Origin of the sequence: Calidifontimicrobium sp. SYSU G02091 (genome assembly GCF_022631395.1) — a bacterium.
Lineage (GTDB): Bacteria > Pseudomonadota > Gammaproteobacteria > Burkholderiales > Burkholderiaceae_C > Calidifontimicrobium > Calidifontimicrobium sediminis.
In genome coordinates this window covers 1-21,774 of sequence record NZ_JALBGB010000023.1, presented here as the reverse complement: position 1 = coordinate 21,774, position 21,774 = coordinate 1, and the positions used below count along the sequence as shown (strand labels likewise).

Sequence of the window (21,774 nt, the reverse complement as noted above, 5' to 3'; positions counted from 1 at the left end):
TCACTTCCAGATGTTCCACGGCGACTGGATCCACAGTCCGACGACGACCAGCCACACCAGCGTCACCGGGATGAAGATCTTCCAGCCCAGGCGCATGATCTGGTCGTAGCGGAAGCGCGGGAACGTCGCGCGCACCCAGAGGAACATCGTGACGACGACGAAGGTCTTCAGCGCGAGCCAGATCCAGCCCGGGATCGCGTTGAACACCGGCGAGTCGATCGGCGGCAGCCACCCGCCGAGGAACATGATCACGCACAGCGTGCTCACGAGGATCATGTTGGCGTACTCGGCGAGGAAGAACATCGCGAAGCTCATGCCCGAGTACTCGATCATGTGGCCGGCGACGATTTCGCTCTCGCCCTCGACGACGTCGAACGGGTGGCGGTTGGTCTCGGCCAGACCCGCGATGAAGTACACAAGGAACACCGGCAGCAGCGGCAGCCAGTTCCACGACAGGAAGTTCAGCCCCATCTCGGCGAAGGTGCCGCGGTCCTGCGAGAGCACGATGTCGGTCAGGTTCATGCTCGCCGACACCATCAGCACGACGACGAGCGCGAAGCCCATCGCGATCTCGTAGCTCACCATCTGCGCGCTCGCGCGCAGCGCGCCGAGGAAGGCGTACTTCGAGTTGCTCGCCCAGCCGGCGATGATCACGCCGTAGACCTCGAGCGACGTGATCGCCATCAGGAACAGCAGCCCGGCGTTGATGTTGGCCAGCGCCACCTCGGGGCCGAACGGGATCACGGCCCACGCCGCCAGCGCCGGCATGATCGTCATCACGGGCCCCAGGAAAAACAGGCCCTTGTTGGCCGCCGTCGGGCGGATGATCTCCTTGAAGATCAGCTTGACCGCATCGGCGATCGGCTGCAGCAGGCCGGCCGGCCCGATGCGGTTGGGGCCGAGCCGGATCTGCGTGAAGCCGATGCCCTTGCGCTCCCACAGCGTGAGGTAGGCGACGCAGAGCATCAGCGGCAGCACCACCGCGACGATCTTGACGAGGCTCCAGACGACGGCCCAGCCGCCGCTGCCCAGCGCCGCCTCGCCGATCTGATGGACTTGGTCGAGCATGGTCAGGCTTTCTCCACCGCGATCGGCCCGAACATCGCGCCGAGCGCGGCCGTATCAGGGTGGCCCGCGCTCACGCGCACCGCGGTCGGTGCCAGCGTCGGGTCCTCGCGTGCCGGCAGCACGGCACGGGCCGCCCCCTGCGTGATGCGCACCCTGTCGCCGGGTTGCAGGCCGAGCTCGCGCCACAGCACCGCCGGCAGCCCGGCCACCGGGGGTTTCGCGTCGGCGGTGCGCTGCAGCGACGGCGCACGGCGCACGATGGCGTCGGTGCAGTAGATCGGCACGTCGGCGATGCGCTCGAGCCCGCCGGCCGCGGCCTGCGGTGCGGCCACCGGCGCCGCGTTGTCGAGCCGCGCCGCGAGCGCCGCCTCGTCGGGCAGCGCCTCGGCACGCACGTCGTCGATCGTCTCGTGCTCGAAACCCGGCAGACCGAGCAGGTTGCCGAGCACGCGCAGCACCTTCCACGCCGGGCGTGCGTCGCCCAGCGGCTTGACGACGCCGTGGAAGCGCTGCACGCGTGCCTCGGCGTTGACGAAGGTGCCCGCCGTCTCGGTGAACGGCGCGATCGGCAGCATCACGTCGGCGTGCTCGACGACGGCGTCGTTGAACGCGGTCAGCGCGACGACCATGCCCGAGCCCTTCAGCGCCGCGACCGCGGCCGCGGGATCGGCGGCATCGAACGCCGGCTCGACGTTCAGCAGCAGCAGCGCCTTCATCGGCTGCGTCAGCATCTGGCCGGCGTTCAGGCCACCGGCCTTCGGCATCGCGCCGACCCACTGCGCGCCGACGCTGTTGCCGGCCTCGCCGAGCACGCCGACCGTGGCGCCGACCTGCTGTGCGATCCAGCCCGCCAGGCCGAGCAGCGCGCTGGCCTGCGGGTGCCACACGGCGGCGTTGCCGAGCAGAACCGCCTTCTTCGTCGCGTTCGGCTCGCCGGCGAGCAGCGACGCGGCGACGGCGTCGGCCGCGGGCGTTGCGGTGCCGGGCACCGGGGCCGCCGCACCGGTGCGCGCCGCCACCGCCGTCGCGACGTCGGCGAGCGCCTGCAGCCAGCCGCTGGGCGCGGCGGTCAGGCGGTGCGCCACCGGCATCGCCCAGTCGTCGTGCACCGCGTTCAGGCTCGAGACCTCGGCGCCGTGGCGCACCGCCTGGCGGAGGCGCTGCGCGAACAGCGGATGGTCCTTGCGCAGGAACGAGCCGACGACGAAAGCGCGCTGCAGCGTCGACAGCGACGCGATCGGCATGCCGAGCCAGCGGATGCCCGCCGGCGGCGTGAAGTCGGCGTGGCGCACGCGGTGGTCGACGTTGTCGCTGCCCAACCCGCGCACCAGCTTGGCCAGTAGGTGCAGCTCCTCGACGGTGCTCGACGGCGCGCCGAGCGCGCCGATGCCCTGCGGCCCGAACTCGGCGCGGATGCGCTTGAGACCGTCGGCGACGTAGTCGAGCGCGGTCGTCCAGTCGACCGCGCGCCAGGCGCCATCTTGCTTGATCATCGGCGCGGTCAGGCGCCGGTCGGTGTTCAGCGCCTCGTAGCTGAAGCGGTCGCGGTCGGCGATCCAGCACTCGTTGACGTCCTCGTTCTCGAACGGGACGACGCGCAGCACCTGGTTGCCCTTGACCTGCACGATCAGGTTGGCGCCGGTGCTGTCGTGCGGGCTGACGCTCTTGCGGCGGCTGAGCTCCCAGGTGCGTGCGCGGTAGCGGAACGGCTTGCTCGTCAGCGCGCCGACCGGGCAGATGTCGATCATGTTGCCCGACAGTTCGCTGTCGACGGTGCCGCCGGTGATCGTCGTGATCTCGCTGTGCTCGCCGCGGTGGACCATGCCGAGCTCCATCACGCCGGCGATCTCCTGGCCGAAGCGCACGCAGCGCGTGCAGTGGATGCAGCGGCTCATCTCCTCCATCGAGATCAGCGGGCCGACGTCCTTCGGGAAGACGACGCGCTTTTCCTCGGTGTAGCGCGAGGCGGACTTGCCGTAGCCCACCGCGAGGTCCTGCAGCTGGCACTCGCCGCCCTGGTCACAGATCGGGCAGTCGAGCGGGTGGTTGATGAGCAGGAACTCCATCACCGCCTTCTGCGCCTGGACCGCCTTGTCGCTCCTCGTGCGCACGACCATGCCCTGCGTGACCGGCGTCGCGCAGGCCGGCATCGGCTTGGGCGCCTTCTCGACGTCGACCAGACACATGCGGCAGTTGGCCGCGATGCTGAGCTTCTTGTGGTAGCAGAAGTGCGGGATGTAGGTGCCCGCCGCGTCGGCGGCGTGCATCACCATGCTGCCCTCGGGCACGCTGACCTTGCGGCCGTCGAGTTCGATCTCAACCATGGGTGTCGCTCAACCGATGCTCAGACGTGGGCCGGCACGAGGCAGGACTTGTGCTCGACGTGGTGCACGAACTCGTCGCGGAAATGCTTGAGCATGCCCTGCACCGGCATCGCCGCCGCGTCACCGAGCGCGCAGATCGTGCGCCCCTTGATGTTGTCGGCCACCGAGTCGAGCAGGTCGAGGTCCTGCGGCCGGCCCTGGCCGTGCTCGATGCGGTGGACGATGCGCCACAGCCAGCCGGTGCCCTCGCGGCACGGCGTGCACTGGCCGCAGCTCTCGTGCTGGTAGAAGTAGCTCAGGCGCAGCAGGCTGCGCACCATGCAGCGGGTGTCGTTCATCACGATCACGGCGCCCGAGCCGAGCATCGAGCCGGCCTTCGCGATCGCGTCGTAGTCCATCGTCAGGTCCATCATGACCTTGGCCGGCAGCACCGGCGCCGACGAGCCGCCGGGGATCACGGCCTTGAGCGCGCCGCCCTTCACACCGCCGGCGAGCTCGAGCAGCTTGGCGAACGGCGTGCCCATCGGCACCTCGTAGTTGCCCGGGCGCTCGACGTCGCCGACCATCGAGAAGATCTTGGTGCCGCCGTTGTTCGGCTTGCCGACCTCCAGGTAGGCCTGGCCGCCGTGGTTGATGATCCACGGCACCGCCGCGAAGGTCTCGGTGTTGTTGATCGTCGTCGGCTTGCCGTACAGCCCGAAGCTGGCCGGAAACGGCGGCTTGAAGCGCGGCTGGCCCTTCTTGCCCTCGAGCGACTCGAGCAGCGCCGTCTCCTCGCCGCAGATGTAGGCGCCGAAGCCGTGGTGCGCGTGCAGCTGGAAGCTGAAGCCGCTGCCGAGGATGTTCTCGCCCAGGAAGCCGGCGGCGCGCGCCTCTTCGAGCGCCTGCTCGAAGCGCTCGTAGACCTCGAAGATCTCGCCGTGGATGTAGTTGTAGCCGGTCTTCACGCCCATCGCATAGGCGGCGATCGCCATGCCCTCGATGACGATGTGCGGGTTGTAGGCGAGGATGTCGCGGTCCTTGCAGGTGCCGGGCTCGCCCTCGTCGCTGTTGCACACGAGGTACTTCGCGCCGGGAAACTGCCGCGGCATGAAGCTCCACTTCAGGCCGGTCGGAAAGCCGGCGCCGCCGCGGCCGCGCAGCGCGCTCGTCTTGACCTCGGCGATGACCTGCTCGGGCGTCATGCCCTCGCCGCCGTCCTTGCCGAGGACCTTCTTCAGCGCCGAATAGCCGCCGCGCGCGACGTAGTCGGCCAGACGCCAGTTGCTGCCGTCGAGGCCGGCGTAGATCTGCGGCGCGATGTGGCGGCCGTGGAAGCAGGTCTCGCGGCCGGTGGCCTGGAAGCGGGAGAGGTCGAGCATGGCGTGCGCTCCGAGATGGCTCACTGGGCTTGCGCCTTCAGGACCTCGACCAGTTCGTCGAGGCGCTCGTTCGTCATGAAGCTGACCATCTGGCGGTCGTTGACCAGCATCACCGGCGCGTCGGCGCAGGCGCCGAGGCACTCGCACTGCTGCACCGTGAACCGGCCGTCGGCCGTCGTGCCGCCTTCCTCGACGCCGAGACGCTCGCACAGGTGCGCGAGCGCCTGGTCACCGCCGCGCAGCGCGCACGGCAGGTTGGTGCAGACGTTGAGCTTGAACCGCCCCACCGGCTGCTGGTTGTACATGTTGTAGAACGTCGTCACCTCGTGCACCGCGATCGGCGCCATGCCGAGGTACTCGGCCAGCGCGACCTCGGCGTCCTGCGACACCCAGCCCTGCTCCTGCTGCACGATGGCCAGGCACGCCATGACGGCCGACTGCTTCTGGTCGGCGGGGTACTTGGCCACTTCGCGCGCAAAGCGCGCGAGCGTCTCGTCGCTGAACTTCATCGCTGCGCTCATCGGTCGATCTCGCCGAACACGATGTCCATGGTGCCGATGATCGCCACCGCGTCGGCGATCATGTGCCCGCGCGCCATCTCGTCGAGCGCGGACAGGTGCGCGAACCCGGGCGCGCGGATCTTCAGCCGGTACGGCTTGTTCGCGCCGTCGCTGATCAGGTAGATGCCGAACTCGCCCTTCGGGTGCTCGACGGCGGCGTAGGCCTCGCCCTCGGGCACGTGCATGCCCTCGGTGAAGAGCTTGAAATGGTGGATCAGCTCCTCCATGTTGCTCTTCATGCTCACGCGCGACGGCGGCGCGACCTTGTGGTTGTCGGTGATCACCGGCCCGGGGTTGGCGCGCAGCCAGTCGACGCACTGCTTGATGATGCGGTTGGACTGGCGCATCTCCTCGACGCGCACGAGGTAGCGGTCGTAGGTGTCGCCGTTGGACCCCACCGGCACGTCGAACTCGACGCGGTCGTACACGTCGTACGGCTGCATCTTGCGCAGGTCCCACGCGATGCCGCTGCCGCGCAGCATCGGCCCGGTGAAGCCGAGGTTCAGCGCCCGCTCGGGGCTGACGACGCCGATGCCCACCGTGCGCTGCTTCCAGATGCGGTTGTCGGTCAGCAGCGTCTCGTACTCGTCGACATACTTCGGGAAGCGCTGCGTGAAGTCGTCGATGAAGTCGAGCAGCGAGCCCTGCCGGTTGGCGTTGAGTTCGGCGACGGCGCGCGCGTTGCGGATCTTGCTCGCCTGGTACTGCGGCATGCGGTCGGGCAGGTCGCGGTAGACGCCGCCGGGACGGAAATACGCCGCGTGCATGCGCGCACCCGAGACCGCCTCGTACATGTCGAACAGGTCTTCGCGCTCGCGGAAGCAGTAGATGAAGATGTTCATCGCGCCGCAGTCCAGGCCGTGGCAGCCCAGCCACAGCAGGTGGTTCAGCAGTCGCGTGATCTCGGCATACATGACGCGGATGTACTGCGCGCGCAGCGGCACCTCGATGCCCAGCAGCTTCTCGATCGCCAGGCAGTAGGCGTGCTCGTTGCACATCATCGAGACGTAGTCGAGCCGGTCCATGTACGGCAGCGACTGGATGAACGTCTTCGTCTCGGCGAGCTTCTCGGTCGCGCGGTGCAGCAGGCCGATGTGCGGGTCGGCGCGCTGAATGACCTCGCCGTCGAGCTCGAGCACCAGGCGCAGCACGCCGTGCGCGGCCGGGTGCTGCGGCCCGAAATTGAGGGTGTAGTTCTTGATCTCGGCCATGGCTCAGTGGAGTCCGCCGTAGTTCTCTTCGCGCACGATGCGCGGCGTGATCTCGCGCGGCTCGATCGTCACCGGCTGGTAGATCACGCGGCGGCGCTCGGGGTCGTAGCGCATCTCGACGTGACCCGAGACCGGGAAGTCCTTGCGCATCGGGTGGCCGATGAAGCCGTAGTCGGTCAGGATGCGGCGCAGGTCCTCGTGGCCCTCGAACACGATGCCGAACAGGTCGAAGGCCTCGCGCTCGAACCAGTTGGCCGAGTTCCAGATGCTGGTCAGCGAAGGCACGAGCGGCAGGTCGTCGTCGGGCACGAACACCTTCACCCGCAAGCGCCAGTTGTGGCTGACGCTCAGCAGGTGCGAGACGACGCAAAAGCGCGGCCCCTCCCAGGGCTGGTCCTTGTAGGTCGAGTAGTCGACGCCGGCGAGGTCGATCAGCTGCTCGAACTTCAGCGCCGGGTCGTCGCGCAGCGTGCGCGCGACGTCAACGCTGTCGGCCGCACGGACCGTGATCGTGATCTCGCCGCGTTCGCGCTTGAAAGCCTGGATGCGCTCGCCGAGCGCGCCTTTCAGCGCGGCTTCGAGCCGGTCGAGTCGTTCGCTCATGCGTCGTGTTCCTCAGCGCGCGATCGTGTTCTCGCGCCGGATCTTGTTCTGCAGCTGCAGGATCCCGTAGAGCAGCGCCTCGGCGGTGGGCGGGCAGCCGGGCACGTAGACGTCGACCGGCACGATGCGGTCGCAGCCGCGCACGACCGAGTAGCTGTAGTGGTAGTAGCCGCCGCCGTTGGCGCACGAGCCCATGGAGAGCACCCAGCGCGGCTCGGCCATCTGGTCGTAGACCTTGCGCAGTGCCGGCGCCATCTTGTTGCACAGCGTGCCGGCGACGATCATCAGGTCGCTCTGGCGCGGGCTCGGCCGGAACAGCATGCCGAAGCGGTCGATGTCGTAACGCGCCGCGCCCGCGTGCATCATCTCGACGGCGCAGCACGCCAGGCCGAACGTCATCGGCCACAGCGAGCCGGTCTTGGACCAGTTGACGAGCTTGTCGACCGAGGTGGTGACGAAGCCTTCCTTCAGAACGCCTTCGATGCCCATTGCACTACTCCATGGCCATCACCGCGCGCAGGCCGAGCGCCGCGTCGCTGCCGAGCCGGCCCGCATCCCCTCGGGGGATCGGCCGACGGTGTCGTCGCACGAGGAGCCCCATGTTCACTCCCAGTCGAGCGCGCCCTTTTTCCACTCGTAGACGAAGCCGACGACGAGTATGGCGAGGAAGACCATCATGGCCCAGAAGCCCGTGGCGCCGATCTCGTGCAGCGCCACCGCCCACGGGAACAGGAACGCGATCTCGAGGTCGAAGAGGATGAACAGGATCGCGACGAGGTAGTAGCGCACGTCGAACTTCATGCGTGCGTCCTCGAACGCCTCGAACCCGCACTCGTAGGGCGAGTTCTTCTCGGGGTCGGGCCGGTTGGGGCCGAACAGGAAGCCGAGCACCTGCGGCGCCACGCCCACCGCCACCCCGACCAGGATGAACAGAATGACGGGCAGGTACTGTTGCAGGTCCATGGTCTCGGCGGTGTCGTGATCGCTCGGTCGGCTTTCCGGCCTTGCGTGCCGAGGCCACCGCAGTGATCCCGAGCATGCTGGCCGAACCCTGCACGAAACTGTCAGGGCCGCTGCGCGGCCACCGGGGTGACATCTTCGCAGCGAGGGTGTCGATCAGAAGGACTGATTCGACGCTGGTGCCGACGGCGAGACTCGAACTCGCACAGCTTTCGCCACTACCCCCTCAAGATAGCGTGTCTACCAATTCCACCACGTCGGCGCCGACGCTTTCGTCTCTGACTCGCATGAGGAGTGGCTCGTCAGAACGCGGCGCATTCTAAGCGCAAAAGGGGCCGTTTCCGGCCCCTTCGCTGTCGAGGTCTCGCGGCACGCGCGATCCCCGTCGACGTCGCGGCCACAGCGGTCGCGGCGCCGGCCGTGACCCGAGCTCAGTTGCTCGGGATCGCGCCCCCGCCCGCGGGTGCCGGCTGCGCCGGCGCGGGCGGCGGCACGAGGCCCGGGATCTGCGCAGGCGCCGTGCCCGCCGGCTCGCTGGCCGCCGGTGCCACGCGGTCGAGCACGCTGGTGCCCTCGCCGGCCGACGGCGCGATCGCGCGCGTGTGCCCCATATAGGCCAGCGCGAGCGTGCACGCGAAGAACACGGTGGCCAGCGCCGCCGTCGAGCGCGACAGGAAGTTCGCACTGCCGCTGGCACCGAACAGGCTGCCGGCCGAGCCGCTGCCGAACGACGCTCCCATGTCGGCGCCTTTGCCGTGCTGCACCAGCACGAGCCCGATCATCGCCAGCGCCGACAGGAGCTGGATCACCAGAACGATGTTCACCCAGATCTGCATGGAGGTCTTCCTCGCAATCGAAATTCGGAATCAGCCCGCGGCGCGGCAGATGGCGACGAAGTCCGCGGCCTTCAACGACGCGCCGCCGATCAGGCCGCCGTCGATGTCGGCCTGCGCGAACAGCTCGCGCGCGTTGTCGGGCTTGACGCTGCCGCCGTACAGGAGCTTCATCTCGTCGGCGCGGCTGCCGGTGGCCGCACGCAGCTGCGCGCGCAGCAGCGCGTGCACCGCCTGCGCCTGCTCGGGCGTCGCGGTGCGCCCCGTGCCGATGGCCCACACGGGCTCGTAGGCGACGACGATCTCGCCGGCGCAGTGCGCCAGCGTGTGGATCACGGCGGCGAGCTGGCGCTTGACGACGTCGGCGGTCTCGCCGGCCTCGCGCTGCGCGAGCGTCTCGCCGACGCACACGATCGGCGTCACGCCGCGCGCGAGCGCGGCCTTGGCCTTGTCGGCGACGAGCTGGTCGCTCTCGCCGTGGTAGGCGCGGCGCTCCGAGTGCCCGACGATCACGTAGCGGCAGCCGAACTCCTGCAGCATGCCCGCCGAGACCTCACCGGTGTAGGCCCCCTGCTCGTGCGCCGAGCAGTCCTGCGCGCCCCAGCGGATGTCGGTGCCGGCCAGCGCGACCGCGGTCTCGGCCAGGTACGGAAACGGCGGGCACACCGCGACGTCGCAGCCGAACGGCCGCGCGCCGGCGATGCCGTCGAGCAGTTCGGCATTGCCCTTGCGGCTGCCGTGCATCTTCCAGTTGCCCACCACCAGCTTGCGTCGCGTGTTCATCGCGTGTTCCTCACCAGGTCAGCACGATCTTGCCGACGTGCGTGCTCGACTCCATCAGCGCGTGCGCGGCCGCGGCGTCGGCAGCCGGGAACACCGCATGGATCACCGGCTTGACGCGCCCGGCTTCGAGCAGCGGCCACACGCGCTCGCGCAGTGCCTGCGCCAGGCGCGTCTTGTACGCGACGGAACGCGGGCGCAGCGTCGAGCCGGTGATCGCCAGGCGCTTGCGCAGCACCAGCCCCGCGTCGAACGCGCTGCGCGTGCCGCCCTGCACCGCGATGATCGCGAGCCGGCCGTCGTCGGCCAGGCACTGCACCTCGCGCTCGACGTAGTCGCCGGCGACCATGTCGAGCACGACGTCGACGCCGCGCCCACCGGTCAGACGCCTGGCCTCGGCGGCGAAGTCCTGCGTGCGGTAGTTGATCGCGTGGTCGGCGCCGAGCCGCACGCACGCGGCGCACTTGTCGTCGCTGCCGGCGGTGACGATCACGGTCGCGCCGAACGCCTTCGCGAGCTGGATCGCGGTGACACCGATACCGCTCGAGCCGCCCTGCACGAGCAGCGTCTCGCCCGGCTGCAGCTTCGCGATCTCGAAGACGTTCTGCCACACGGTGAAGAACGTCTCGGGCAGTGCCGCCGCCTCGACGTCGGTCAGGCCCGTGGGCACCGACAGGCACTGGCCGATCGGCGCGGTGCACTGCTCGGCGTAACCGCCACCGGCCACCAGCGCGCAGACGCGGTCACCGAGCCGGAAGCCCGCGGCCGCGAGCTCGGCCGGGTCGCCGCCCGCCACCGTGCCGGCGACTTCGAGGCCCGGCAGGTCGGACGCGCCGGGCGGGGGCGGGTAGGCCCCTTTGCGCTGCAGCACGTCGGGGCGGTTGACCCCCGAGGCGCGCACTGCGATCAGCATCTCGCCGGCCTGCGGCACCGGTGCTGCGCGCTCGACGGTGCGCAGCACCTCGGGCCCGCCGGGGCGGCTGATCTCGATCGCCTTCATCGCGTCGTGCCGGCCGGCGCGCGATGGCGCGTCACTCGGACTTGGCCGGCGGCTCGTCGCCACCGGCCGCGTCGGCCACCGGCTCGCGCTCGGCGCGTTCACCGCGCTCCGGGCGGTCGCTGCGCTCGCGACGCGGACCGCGGTCGCCACGCCCGCCGCGCTCGTCACGGTCGCGGCGCGGGCGCTCCTCCTCGACCCAGCCCTCGGGCTTGTCGAGCAAGGCCTTCATCGACAGCTTGATGCGGCCCTTGTCGTCGGTCTCGAGCACCTTGACCTGCACGACCTGACCTTCCTTCAGGAAGTCCTCGACCTTCTCGACGCGCTGGTGCGCGATCTGGCTGATGTGCAGCAGGCCGTCCTTGCCGGGCAGGATGTTGACGAGTGCGCCGAAGTCCAGGATCTTCGTCACCGGCCCCTCGTAGACCTTGCCGACCTCGGCCTCGGCAGTGATCTCGCCGATGCGCCGCATCGCCTCCTGCGCACGCGCCGCGTCGGTCGAGGCCACCGTGATCGTGCCGTCCTCGGCGATGTCGATCGTCGTGCCGGTCTCCTCGGTCAGTGCGCGGATCGTCGCGCCGCCCTTGCCGATCACGTCGCGGATCTTCTCCGGGTTGATCTTCATCGTGTACAGGCGCGGCGCGAACGGGCTGAGCTCCTCCTTCGCGCCGCCGACGGCCTCGACCATCTTGGCCAGGATGTGCATGCGCGCTTCCTTCGCCTGCGCGAGCGCGACCTGCATGATCTCCTTCGTGATGCCCTGGATCTTGATGTCCATCTGCAAGGCCGTCACGCCGGCGGTGGTGCCGGCGACCTTGAAGTCCATGTCGCCGAGGTGATCCTCGTCGCCGAGGATGTCGGTGAGCACCGCGAAGCGGTTGCCCTCCTTGATCAGCCCCATCGCGATGCCGGCCACGTGCGCCTTCATCGGCACGCCGGCGTCCATCAGCGCGAGGCAGCCGCCGCACACCGAGGCCATCGACGACGAGCCGTTGCTCTCGGTGATCTCGCTGACGACGCGCATCACGTACGGGAACTCGTCGCGGCTGGGCAGGCAGGCGGCCAGCGCACGCTTGGCCAGGCGCCCGTGGCCGACCTCGCGGCGCTTCGGCGAGCCCACGCGCCCGGTCTCGCCGGTGGCGAACGGCGGCATGTTGTAGTGCAGCAGGAAGCGGTCCTGGTACTCGCCGGCCAGCGCGTCGATCTTCTGCGCGTCCTGCTCGGTGCCCAGCGTGGCCACCACCAGCGCCTGCGTCTCGCCGCGCGTGAACAGCGCCGAGCCGTGCGTGCGCGGCAGGATGCCGGTGCGGATCTCGATCGGGCGCACGGTGCGCGTGTCGCGCCCGTCGATGCGCGGCTCGCCGGCCAGGATCTGGCTGCGCACGATGCGCGCCTCGATGTCGAACAGCATCGCGTCGACCTTGACCTCGTCGAACGCGACACCCTCTTCGGCGAGCGCCGCCTTGACGCTGGCGTAGGCCTCGCGGCAGGCCTGCGTGCGCGCCTGCTTGCTGCGGATCTGGTAGGCCGCGCGCAGCTTGTCCTCGGCGAGCGCGTTGACCTTGGCGATGAACGCCTCGTCCTTGACCGGCGGCGTCCACAGGCCCGCGGCCTGCCACTCGGGCTTGCCGGCCTCACGCACGAGTTCGTGGATCGCCTCGATCGCGACCTTGCCCTGCTCGTGGCCGAACACGACGGCGCCGAGCATCACCTCCTCGCTGAGCTGGTCGGCCTCGGACTCGACCATCAGCACGGCGGCCTCGGTGCCGGCGACGACGAGGTCGAGCTTGCTGTCGGCGAGCTGCGTCTTGCCCGGGTTGAGCACGTACTCGCCGTTGATGTAACCGACGCGCGCGGCGCCGATCGGGCCGTTGAACGGGATGCCCGACACCGACAGCGCGGCGCTGGTGGCGATCATCGCGGCGATGTCGGCCTGCACCTCGGGGTTCAGGCTCAGCACGTGCACGACGACCTGCACCTCGTTGAAGAACCCGTCGGGGAACAGCGGGCGGATCGGGCGGTCGATCAGGCGGCTGGTCAGCGTCTCGAGCTCGCTCGGACGGCCTTCGCGCTTGAAGAAGCTGCCCGGGATCTTGCCGGCGGCGTAGGTCTTCTCGATGTAGTCGACGGTCAGCGGGAAGAAGTCCTGCCCCGGCTTGGCGTTCTTGGCCGCGACGACGGTGGCCAGCACGACGGTGTCGTCGATGTCGACGAGCACGGCGCCGGTGGCCTGGCGGGCGATCTCGCCCGTTTCCATGCGCACCGTGTGCGCACCCCACTGGAAGGTCTTGGTGACTTTGTTGAACAGGCTCATGGCGAGTCTCCGGTCGGAAAGGCCGCACCTTCACGGCGGTGCGCGGAACCGGGAGCCTGGGCCTCGCGGCGGGATGCCATTCCAGCGTCGCGGCCGACCGCGACGGTGGAATGACACAGCAGCGCCGTATGGGCCATGCTCCAAACGACGACAGCCTGTGCTGCACGCGCAGACAGGCTGTCGCTTCGCATCGTTCGGCTTACTTGCGCAGGCCGAGCTTGTTGATCAGCGCGACGTAGCGCTCGGCGTCCTTGCTCTTGAGGTACGCGAGCAGGCGCTTGCGCTGGTTGACCAGCTTGAGCAGGCCGCGGCGGCCGTGGTGGTCCTTGACGTGGGTCTTGAAGTGCGGCGTCAGCTCGTTGATGCGCGCGGTCAGCAGCGCGACCTGCACTTCGGGCGAACCGGTGTCGTTGGGGCTGCGGCCGTTGGCCTTGACGATCTCGGCCTTGTTGATGTCTGCGACTGCCATCGTGGGTCCTTGCGATTTCGGGAAGCGGACAACCACGACGGCGACGCACGCCGCAGCGGTTTCCGGGTGGGACTCGCGGTCGCGGGTGAAACCGACCCGCGCCGTGCTCGCACGCGCCGAAGCCCTCCAGCCCCAGCGCGACCGCACATTATAGCCGCAGCGCCGCCGCGAGCCGCTGCACCCCCTGCTGCAGTCGCGCCGGGTCGCGCGACGCGAAGCACCAGCGCAGCCAGCCCTCGCCCTCGTCGCCGAACGCGACCCCGGGCGCCAGCCCCAGCCCGTGCTCGGCGACCAGCCGCTTCGCGAACGCGAGCGAGTCGTCCTGCCCCTCGACGCGAAAGAACGCGTACAGCCCGGCCGGCGGGGCGGCCAACGTCACGCCGGGCAGCGCGGCCAGCGCGCCGACGAGCATGTCGCGGCAGCCGCGCAGCCGCTGCACCAGCGCCGGCACGAAGTCGTCGGCGATCGCCAGCGCCGCCAGCCCGCCGCGCTGCACGAACACCGGCGCGCACGAGCTGTTGAACTCGACGAGCTTGCCCACCGTGTCGGTCAGCGCGGCCGGCGTCACGAGCCAGCCCAGCCGCCAGCCCGTCATCAAGAAGCTCTTCGAGAAACTGTGCGCGACCAGCAGCCGGTCGTCGGGCTCGGCCAGGTCGAGGAAGCTCGGCGCGGCGCGGCGCCCGGCACCGAACCACACGCGCGAATAGACCTCGTCGGCGACGATCCACGTGCCGGTGCGCCGGCAGTGCTCGAGGATCGCGCGCTGCTCGTCGGGCGCCAGTGTCCAGCCGGTCGGGTTGTTCGGCGCATTGAGCACGAGCGCACGCGTGCGCGGCGTCACGGCGTCGAGCAGGCGCTGCAGGTCCAGGCCCCAGCGGCCGCCTTGCGGGCGCAGCGGCACGCGCACGACCGACGCGCCGAGGATCGCCGGCTGCGCGGTCAGGTTCGGCCACACCGGCACGACGGCGACGACCTCGTCGCCGGGTGCGAGCAGCAGCTGCGCGGCGATCATCAGCGCCGTCACGCCCGAGCTGGTGACCGCGATGCGGCTGGCGTCCAGCGGCCGGTGCAGCGCCGACAGGTACGCCGCCAGCGCCTCGCGCAGCGCGGGCAGCCCGAGGTTGTGCGAATAGAAGGTCTCGCCGGCGGCCAGCGAGCGCGCCGCGGCGTCGCACACCGCCGCCGGCGTGGGCTCGTCGCTCTCGCCGAACCAGAAGGCGAGCACGTCGTCGCGGCCGAGCGCGGCGTTGGCCACCTCGCGGATCTTCGAGCCGGGCAGCGCGGCGATGCGCGCCGGCAGCACCGCCGGCGTCGGTGGCGGCCGGATGCTCATCCGGGCCACGTCATGCGGCACGCGTGCGGCTGCGCGACCTCGTCGGCCGAGAACGTGCGCACCGTGCGGAAGCCGAAGCCCGAGCCCTCGACGTCGTGCGCGACGCCGGGGCGGCCGGCACGGTCCATCACGCTGACGACGAGCGACTGCTGCAGCTGGTGGTCGGCGGCGCGCATCGTGCCGCGGTGCACGCCGCCCAGCGCCGCGCCGTCGTGGGACAGGCCCGACAGCGCCTGCGCCACCGCCAGCGGCTCGGCGCTGCCGGCGCGCTCGATCGCCGCGGCCAGCATCTCGATCATCAGGTGCATGCGCGCGTGCACGTAGTCGTCGCGCGGATCGGGGAAGCGCCGGCGGAACTCGGCGTAAAACGCCTGCGACGCCGCGCCGCTCACGTTGGGATGCCACTCGGCCACCGCGAGCACGCGCCCGACGCCCGCCTCGCCGATCGCCGCCGGTGCGCCGAGCGCGTTGCCGTAGAAGGTGTAGAACTTCAGCGACTCGCCTAAGTCGCGCGCCGCGCGCACGAGCTGCGTCAGGTCGTTGCCCCAGTTGCCGGTCAGCACGGCCTGCGCGCCGCTGGCGCGGATCTTCGTCGCGTACGGCAGGAAGTCCTTCACCCGGCCGAGCGGGTGCAGCTCGTCGCCGACGATCTCGATGTCGGGCCGCGCGGCGGCGATCATCGCGCGCGCCTGCCGCGCGACGTGCTGGCCGAAGCTGTAGTCCTGGTTGATCAGGTACAGGCGCCGCACCTCGCGGTCGCTGCGCAGGACCTCGACGAGCGCCGCGAGCCGCATGTCGGCGTGCGCGTCGAAGCGGAAGTGCCACGGGCTGCAGCGCTCGTTGGTCAGGCTCGGGTCGACGGCCGAGTAGTTCAGCAGGATCGCGCGTCGGGCGGGGTCGCGCTCGTTGTGCTTGTTCAGCGCATCGATCAGCGCCGCGGCCACCGCCGAGCTGTTGCCCTGCAGCACGAAGCCGATGCGCTGGTCGATCGCGCTGCGCAGCAGCGCCAGCGCCTCCTCGGCCTGGCCCTTGCTGTCGAAGCGCACCAGTGCGAGCGGGCGCCGCCCGCCGGGCAGCGCGACGCCGCCGCGGGCATTGACGCGCTCGACCGCCCACTGCAGGTTGCGAAACACGGCCTCGCCGGCGTTGGCGAACGGGCCCGACAGGCCTTCGATCAGCGCCAGACGCAACGGCGCGGCAGGGGCCTGCGCGACCGCCGGCGGCAGCAGCGCACCGGCGGCGAGCGCGAGCAGCGCGCGACGCGCAACGGGTTGATTCATCTCAATGTTTTGGGCTTGAAAGCGGGCCTGCCGATTCGCATAGTTGGGCTGGCCCGATGACCGTCGCGGCGCGACGGTTCGTGTTCAACCCGATTCTAGGAGGACGCCATGTTTCCGCTGAGCACATCCCGCAGCAGCAACGACCTCGCGCGCTCGTTCGAGCGCCTGTTCGACGAGAGCTTCGAGCGCTTCTTCGGCCTCGCCCCGCGCGGCGAGGGCGGCACGCGCACGCCGGCACTCGACGTGCACGAGTCCGACAAGGCCTACACCGTCAAGCTCGACCTGCCCGGCGTCGACAAGAAGGACGTCAAGATCAGCATCGACGGGCGCCTCGTGACGGTGCAGGCCGAAACCAAGAAGGAAGAAGAGAAGAAGGAAGGCGAGCGCGTCGTCTACCGCGAGCGCTCGGTGTCGAGCTATGCGCGCAGCTTCACGCTGCCGCAGGACATCGACGAAGGCGCGTCGAGCGCGAAGATGGACAACGGCGTGCTGACGCTGACGCTGGCCAAGAAGGAGCCGGCGCAGACCAAGCGCATCACGGTCTCCTGAGGCTGGCAAGGCGGGCCGCTCAGGCTTCGTCGAGCGGCCAGCGCGGCCTGACGTCGAACGCCGCGTCGGGCTGCGGTGCGGCGATGCCGGCTTGCAGCCGCATCGCCGCGGCGAGCGCGATCATCGCGCCGTTGTCGGTGCACAGGTGCAGTTCGGGGTAGTGCACGCGCACGCCCCGCGCACCGCAGGCGGCGTCGAGCTGCGCGCGCAGCCACCGGTTGGCGCCGACGCCGCCGGCCACGACCAGCCGCTTCAGTCCGGTCGCGTGCAGCGCACGCATCGACTTGGCGACCAGCACGTCGACGATCGCGGCCTGCGTCGCCGCAGCGAGGTCGGCGCGCGGCTGCTCGCACGCTGCGTCGCCAAGCTTGCGCAACTGCGTCAGCACCGCCGTCTTCAGCCCGGCGAACGAGAAGTCGAGGTTGGCGCTGTGCAGCAGCGGGCGCGGCAGCGCGAACGCGCTCGCGTCGCCGAACTCGGCCAGCCGCGCCAGCGCCGGACCGCCGGGGTAACCGAGGCCGAGCAGCTTGGCTGTCTTGTCGAAGGCCTCGCCGGCGGCGTCGTCGATCGTCTCGCCGAGCAGCGTGTAGCGACCCACGCCGTCGACGCGCATCAGCTGCGTGTGTCCGCCCGAGACGAGCAGCGCGACGAACGGGAACCGCGGCGGGTCGGCCGACAGGAACGGCGACAGCAGGTGCCCCTCGAGGTGGTGCACGCCCAGCAGCGGACGGCCGAGCGCCGTGCCGAGCGCGCAAGCCAGCGCGGCGCCCGTCAGCAGCGCGCCCGCGAGGCCCGGCCCGCGCGTGTAGGCGACGACGTCGACGTCGGCCAGCGCGAGCCGCGCGTCGGCCATGACCTGCCGCACCAGCGGCACGAGCCGGCGGATGTGGTCGCGCGACGCGAGCTCCGGGACGACGCCGCCGTAGGCCTCGTGCATCGCGACCTGGCTGTGCAGCGCATGCGCGAGCAGCCGTGGCGGTGCGCCGTCGTGTGCGCCCGCGCCTTCGACCAGCGCGACGCCGGTCTCGTCGCACGACGACTCGATCCCCAGCACCCTCATCGCGCGGCAGTGTAGCCACCCGCGTCGCTGGATCTCGATCAAGCGCGGCACGCGCCGCGCCCGTACCATCGCGCGACCCGAGTCCCCGATGCGCTGCCGATGTCGAACCGCCGCCGCTTCATGACCCTGTCCGCGCTGCCGCTGGCCGGCGGCGCGCTGGCTGCCACCGCGACCCGCGCCGCCGATGCGCCGAAGGCCGAGCGCTTCCCCGGCGACCCGCCACAGCACAAGGTCGTCTACCAGCTCAACGAAGCCGACAACGCCTACATCGAGCACATCCTGAACTCGGTCGGCGCGATGATCGGCAAGTACCAGCACAACGTCGCAATCGCCGTCGTCGTCTTCGGCCCCGGCATCCACCTGCTGGCCAAGAACCCCAAACGCCCCGTGGCGGCGGCGCTGCGCCAGCGCGTGATCAGCCAGGCGCGCGACTACGGCGTGACCTTCATCGCCTGCGGCAACACGATGAAGACGCTGGGCTGGACCGCGCAGGACATCGTCGAGGTCGCCAAGGTCGAGGAGGTCGGCGCGGCGACGCTGATGGAGCTGCAGGAGCAGGGCTACGCCTACATCGCGTGGTGAGGCCGCCGCGGTGGCACGCCCCTTGCGTGCAGCGCGGTCGACACTGGAGCGCGGTGTCTGTCTATCTCCTCAGCAGGGCGATGCCCTTTGACGCGCCTCCCCTCGCGGGAGGCGTTCTTTTTTCGCCCCTCGACGGTGCGCGGCGCACCGGCTGCGGGCAGCCCGGCGTTCAGCCGTGCTGCTCCTTGGCGTGGTTGATCGAGTACTTCGGAATCTCGATCGTCACGTCGCGGTTGGACAGGATCGCCTGGCAGCTCAGCCGCGAGGTCGGCTCGAGGCCCCAGGCCCGGTCGAGCAGGTCCTCTTCGGCCTCGTCCATCTCGCCGAGCGACTCGTAGCCCTCGCGCACGACGACGTGGCACGTCGTGCAGGCGCAGCTCATCTCGCACGCGTGCTCGATCGCGATGCCGTTGTCGAGCAGCGCCTCGCAGATCGAGGTGCCGGCGGGCGCCTCGATGACGTCACCTTCGGGGCAGTACTCGGCGTGCGGCAGGACGGTGATGGTGGGCATCGGGGGTCAGACTTCCTCGACCTTGCGGCCGGCGAGCGCGGCACGGATGCCGCGGTTCATGCGCATCGCAGCGAAGGGCTCGGTGCCTTCGGCGAGCGCCTTGACGGCGTCGTCGATCGCGTGGGCGTCGCTGCCGGCGGCGGCGGCGACGGTGCGCTCGACGAGCGCCTCGATCGCGGCGCGCTCGGCGTCGCCGAGCAGGTCGCCGTCGGCGGCGAGCGCCGAGCGCGTGGCGAGCACCATGCGCTCGGCCTCGACGCGCGCCTCACGCAGCGCGCGCGCGGCCATGTCTTCCTCGGCGCGGGCGAAGCCCTCCTGCAGCATGCGCGCGATCTCGTCGTCGCCGAGTCCGTAGCTCGGCTTGACGGCGACCTTGGCCTCGACGCCCGAGGTCAGTTCGCGCGCCGAGACCTGCAGCAGGCCGTCGGCGTCGACCTCGAACGTGACGCGGATGCGCGCCACGCCGGCGGCCATCGGCGGGATGCCGCGCAGCTCGAAGCGCGCGAGCGAGCGGCAGTCGGCGACCAGTTCGCGCTCGCCCTGCACGACGTGGATCGCCATCGCCGTCTGGCCGTCCTTGAACGTCGTGAAGTCCTGCGCCTTGGCGATCGGGATCGTGCTGTTGCGCTCGATGATGCGCTCGACGAGCCCGCCCATCGTCTCGATGCCCAGCGACAGCGGGATCACGTCGAGCAGCAGCAGCTCGCCGTCGGGCGCGTTGCCGGCGAGCTGGTTGGCCTGGATCGCCGCGCCGATCGCGACGACCTCGTCGGGGTTGACGTCGACCAGCGGCTCGCGCCCGAACAGCTCGCCCACCGCGACGCGCACCTGCGGCATGCGCGTCGAGCCGCCGACGAGCACGACGCCGTGCACCTCGTCGCGGCCGACCTTCGCGTCGCGCAGCACGCGCCGCACCGCGGCGAGCGTGCGCTCGAGCAGCGGGCGCGTCAGCGACTCGAACTGCGCGCGCGTGACCTCGACCTCGAGCGGCCCGTCGGACAGGCTCGCGCGCAGCGGCGCCGTCGCCGCACCGGTCAGCGCCTCCTTCGCGGCGCGTGCGGCGACCAGCACGGCGCGCTTGTCCTGCGCGTTCGTCGCGCTGCGGCCGGCCTGCGCGAGCGCCCACTGCGCCAGCGCCGCGTCGAAGTCGTCGCCGCCGAGCGCGGCGTCGCCACCGGTGGCCACGACCTCGAACACGCCCTTGGTCAGCCGCAGCAGCGAGATGTCGAACGTGCCGCCGCCGAGGTCGTAGACGGCGTACAGCCCCTCGGCGCCGCGGTCGAGCCCGTAGGCCACCGCGGCGGCGGTCGGCTCGTTGATCAGCCGCAGCACGTTCAGCCCGGCGAGCTTCGCGGCGTCCTTCGTCGCCTGGCGCTGCGCGTCGTCGAAGTACGCGGGCACCGTGATCACGGCGCCGAACAGCTCGGCGTCGAACGTGTCCTCGGCGCGCTGGCGCAGCGCGGCGAGGATCTCGGCCGAGACCTCGACCGGCGTCTTGACGCCGTCGCGCGTCTCGATCGCGACCATCCCGGGGCGGTCGACGAAGCGGTACGGCAGCCGCTCGGGGTGGGCGATGTCGGCCAGCCGCCGGCCCATGAAGCGCTTGACCGAGACGATCGTGTTGTGCGGGTCGTCGGCCTGCGCGGCGAGCGCGTCGTGGCCGATCTGGCGCCGGCCGCCTTCGAGGTAGCGCACCGCCGACGGCAGGATCACGCGGCCCTGCGCGTCGGGCAGGCACTCGGCCACGCCGTGGCGCACCGCGGCCACCAGCGAGTGCGTGGTGCCGAGGTCGATGCCCACCGCCACGCGCCGCTGGTGCGGGTCGGGGGCCTGGCCGGGTTCGGAGATCTGCAGCAGCGCCATGGCCGTCATTGTCCCAGCGCGTCGAGCCGGCGGGCGACGTCGTCGCGAAAGCGCGCGACGAACATGAGGGCTCTGACGGTGCCTGCAGCGGCAGCGAAGTCGCCCTCGTCGTCGATCTGGCGTGCGAGGTCGTCGAGCATGCGGCGCTGCGCCGCCGCGACCTCGGCGTCGATCGCCTCGATGGCGGCGGCATCGCCGGCTTCGGCCAGCGCCTCGCGCCACTGCATCTGCTGCAGCAGGAACGCCGGCGGCATCGCGGTGTTGTCGTGCAGCCCGACCGGCACGCCGGCCAGCTCGCACAGGTACGCCGCGCGCTGCAGCGGATCGCGCAGCCGGCGGTACGCCTCGTTGACGCGCACCGACCACTGCATCGCCACACGCTGCGCTGCGGCACCCTGCGCGGCGAAGCGGTCGGGGTGCACCTGTGCCTGCAGCATGCGCCGGTGCGCGTCGAGCTCGGCCACGTCGAGCGCGAAGCGGCGCGGCAGCGCGAACAGCGTGAAGTCGTCGTCGGCGAGGTTCACGCCGCCCCCTTCGCGGGCAGAGCCTTGCACATGAACACGCTCAGACCGTTGTCGGGATAGCCGGCGAACGCGCCGCAGCGCGTGTAGCCGGCGCGCTCGTACAGGCGCAGCGCCTCGTGCTGGTCGCGCCCGGTCTCAAGCAGCGCCAGCGCGATGCCGTCGGCGGCGAGCACCTGCTCGAGCGCGGCGAGCAGCCGCGCGCCGATGCGCTGGCCGCGGTGCGCCGGATCGACCATCATGCGCTTGACCTCGCCGTACGGCATGCCGCCGGTCGCGGCCTCGCCCGGCATGCGGCGCACCGCGGCGCAGCCGACGACGTCGCCGCCGCGCCGCGCGACGAGGAACGTCACCTCGGGCGCCATCAGCGCCGGCACGTCGAGGATGTGGTTGTCCTCGGGCGCATACAGGCTCGCGAGGTAGGCATCGAGACGGTCGAGCAGCGCGACGACGGCGCGCTGGTCGGGACGTTCGGCGGCGATGGCGAGGTCGTCGGGCATCGTGAAAAGAAAGGTAATTCCTAAGCAAACCGGACCAAATCTGAGAGGATTTGGTCATGGAGCGATGTCCCGGATGTGCAGGTTGTCGGCACTAT

The 21,774-nt window shown here is 70.7% G+C and carries 22 protein-coding genes and 1 tRNA gene; 2 read left to right on the top strand and 21 right to left on the bottom strand.

All coding sequences use genetic code 11. From position 1 onward, the window contains the following. From nuoH to MOJ79_RS13630, 16 genes are all read right to left on the bottom strand, one after another. Complete coding sequence (gene nuoH / locus MOJ79_RS13705; RefSeq protein ID WP_241924661.1) at window positions 1-1,068, bottom strand: NADH-quinone oxidoreductase subunit NuoH; 1,068 nt, start codon at window positions 1,066-1,068, stop codon at window positions 1-3. 2 nt (window positions 1,069-1,070) lie between these two features. Further along, window positions 1,071-3,392, bottom strand: a complete 2,322-nt coding sequence (nuoG, locus tag MOJ79_RS13700) for an NADH-quinone oxidoreductase subunit NuoG (RefSeq protein WP_241924660.1) — start codon at window positions 3,390-3,392, stop codon at window positions 1,071-1,073. 20 nt (window positions 3,393-3,412) lie between these two features. Continuing rightward, on the bottom strand, window positions 3,413-4,753 hold the full coding sequence (gene nuoF, locus MOJ79_RS13695; RefSeq protein WP_241924659.1) for an NADH-quinone oxidoreductase subunit NuoF: 1,341 nt from the start codon (window positions 4,751-4,753) through the stop codon (window positions 3,413-3,415). A 20-nt stretch (window positions 4,754-4,773) separates the two neighbouring features. Further along, window positions 4,774-5,262 carry an NADH-quinone oxidoreductase subunit NuoE gene (gene nuoE / locus MOJ79_RS13690; RefSeq protein ID WP_241924705.1) on the bottom strand — a complete coding sequence of 163 codons (489 nt, stop codon included), beginning with the start codon at window positions 5,260-5,262 and terminating at the stop codon, window positions 4,774-4,776. Between the two features lie 8 nt (window positions 5,263-5,270). Continuing rightward, entirely contained in the window at window positions 5,271-6,524 is a 1,254-nt protein-coding gene (locus tag MOJ79_RS13685; RefSeq protein WP_119353305.1) for an NADH-quinone oxidoreductase subunit D, read from the bottom strand. Between the two features lie 3 nt (window positions 6,525-6,527). After that, window positions 6,528-7,127 (bottom strand): NADH-quinone oxidoreductase subunit C, encoded by a 600-nt coding sequence (locus MOJ79_RS13680; protein WP_241924658.1) that lies wholly within the window; start codon window positions 7,125-7,127, stop codon window positions 6,528-6,530. A gap of 12 nt (window positions 7,128-7,139) precedes the next feature. Then, window positions 7,140-7,616, bottom strand: a complete 477-nt coding sequence (locus tag MOJ79_RS13675; protein ID WP_119288274.1) for a NuoB/complex I 20 kDa subunit family protein — start codon at window positions 7,614-7,616, stop codon at window positions 7,140-7,142. Between the two features lie 114 nt (window positions 7,617-7,730). Next, window positions 7,731-8,090 (bottom strand): NADH-quinone oxidoreductase subunit A, encoded by a 360-nt coding sequence (locus MOJ79_RS13670; protein WP_241924657.1) that lies wholly within the window; start codon window positions 8,088-8,090, stop codon window positions 7,731-7,733. Between the two features lie 174 nt (window positions 8,091-8,264). After that, a tRNA-Leu gene (locus MOJ79_RS13665) sits at window positions 8,265-8,349 on the bottom strand. Window positions 8,350-8,518: 169 nt separating this feature from the next. Next, complete coding sequence (secG, locus tag MOJ79_RS13660; RefSeq protein WP_241924656.1) at window positions 8,519-8,923, bottom strand: preprotein translocase subunit SecG; 405 nt, start codon at window positions 8,921-8,923, stop codon at window positions 8,519-8,521. A 30-nt stretch (window positions 8,924-8,953) separates the two neighbouring features. Next, the gene (gene tpiA / locus MOJ79_RS13655) at window positions 8,954-9,703 is read right to left on the bottom strand and encodes a triose-phosphate isomerase (RefSeq protein ID WP_241924655.1); all 750 of its coding nucleotides are present in this window, start codon (window positions 9,701-9,703) and stop codon (window positions 8,954-8,956) included. Between the two features lie 10 nt (window positions 9,704-9,713). After that, window positions 9,714-10,700 (bottom strand): NAD(P)H-quinone oxidoreductase, encoded by a 987-nt coding sequence (locus MOJ79_RS13650; RefSeq protein WP_241924654.1) that lies wholly within the window; start codon window positions 10,698-10,700, stop codon window positions 9,714-9,716. Between the two features lie 31 nt (window positions 10,701-10,731). Continuing rightward, window positions 10,732-13,011 (bottom strand): polyribonucleotide nucleotidyltransferase, encoded by a 2,280-nt coding sequence (gene pnp, locus MOJ79_RS13645; protein ID WP_241924653.1) that lies wholly within the window; start codon window positions 13,009-13,011, stop codon window positions 10,732-10,734. A 199-nt stretch (window positions 13,012-13,210) separates the two neighbouring features. Beyond that, window positions 13,211-13,480: a 30S ribosomal protein S15 gene (rpsO, locus tag MOJ79_RS13640; RefSeq protein WP_119288262.1), complete on the bottom strand. Its 270-nt coding sequence runs from the start codon at window positions 13,478-13,480 to the stop codon at window positions 13,211-13,213. Between the two features lie 148 nt (window positions 13,481-13,628). After that, the gene (locus MOJ79_RS13635; RefSeq protein WP_241924652.1) at window positions 13,629-14,813 is read right to left on the bottom strand and encodes a pyridoxal phosphate-dependent aminotransferase; all 1,185 of its coding nucleotides are present in this window, start codon (window positions 14,811-14,813) and stop codon (window positions 13,629-13,631) included. After that, window positions 14,810-16,093, bottom strand: a complete 1,284-nt coding sequence (locus MOJ79_RS13630) for a branched-chain amino acid ABC transporter substrate-binding protein (RefSeq protein ID WP_241924651.1) — start codon at window positions 16,091-16,093, stop codon at window positions 14,810-14,812. The genes MOJ79_RS13635 and MOJ79_RS13630 overlap by 4 nt, the downstream gene beginning before the upstream one ends. Window positions 16,094-16,201: 108 nt before the next feature. Here MOJ79_RS13630 and MOJ79_RS13625 point away from each other — a divergent pair, with 108 nt between their 5' ends. Then, window positions 16,202-16,642 carry an Hsp20/alpha crystallin family protein gene (locus MOJ79_RS13625; RefSeq protein WP_241924650.1) on the top strand — a complete coding sequence of 147 codons (441 nt, stop codon included), beginning with the start codon at window positions 16,202-16,204 and terminating at the stop codon, window positions 16,640-16,642. Between the two features lie 19 nt (window positions 16,643-16,661). Here the strand turns inward: MOJ79_RS13625 and tsaD are convergent, their stop codons facing one another. Next, on the bottom strand, window positions 16,662-17,702 hold the full coding sequence (gene tsaD / locus MOJ79_RS13620; protein WP_241924649.1) for a tRNA (adenosine(37)-N6)-threonylcarbamoyltransferase complex transferase subunit TsaD: 1,041 nt from the start codon (window positions 17,700-17,702) through the stop codon (window positions 16,662-16,664). Window positions 17,703-17,822: 120 nt separating this feature from the next. Between tsaD and MOJ79_RS13615 the strand changes: the two genes are divergently transcribed. Continuing rightward, window positions 17,823-18,284, top strand: a complete 462-nt coding sequence (locus tag MOJ79_RS13615; protein WP_241924648.1) for a DsrE family protein — start codon at window positions 17,823-17,825, stop codon at window positions 18,282-18,284. Between the two features lie 169 nt (window positions 18,285-18,453). On the opposite strand, the gene fdx is transcribed toward MOJ79_RS13615, so the two are convergent. From fdx to MOJ79_RS13595, 4 genes are read right to left on the bottom strand one after another with little or no spacing between them, the layout of a single operon-like run. Beyond that, the gene (fdx, locus tag MOJ79_RS13610) at window positions 18,454-18,795 is read right to left on the bottom strand and encodes an ISC system 2Fe-2S type ferredoxin (RefSeq protein ID WP_119288250.1); all 342 of its coding nucleotides are present in this window, start codon (window positions 18,793-18,795) and stop codon (window positions 18,454-18,456) included. A 6-nt stretch (window positions 18,796-18,801) separates the two neighbouring features. After that, the gene (hscA, locus tag MOJ79_RS13605) at window positions 18,802-20,658 is read right to left on the bottom strand and encodes a Fe-S protein assembly chaperone HscA (RefSeq protein WP_241924647.1); all 1,857 of its coding nucleotides are present in this window, start codon (window positions 20,656-20,658) and stop codon (window positions 18,802-18,804) included. Between the two features lie 5 nt (window positions 20,659-20,663). Continuing rightward, the gene (gene hscB, locus MOJ79_RS13600; RefSeq protein WP_241924646.1) at window positions 20,664-21,182 is read right to left on the bottom strand and encodes a Fe-S protein assembly co-chaperone HscB; all 519 of its coding nucleotides are present in this window, start codon (window positions 21,180-21,182) and stop codon (window positions 20,664-20,666) included. Next, complete coding sequence (locus tag MOJ79_RS13595) at window positions 21,179-21,679, bottom strand: GNAT family N-acetyltransferase (protein ID WP_241924645.1); 501 nt, start codon at window positions 21,677-21,679, stop codon at window positions 21,179-21,181. Before MOJ79_RS13595 ends, hscB begins: the two co-directional genes overlap by 4 nt. Between the last annotated feature and the right edge of the window lie 95 nt (window positions 21,680-21,774).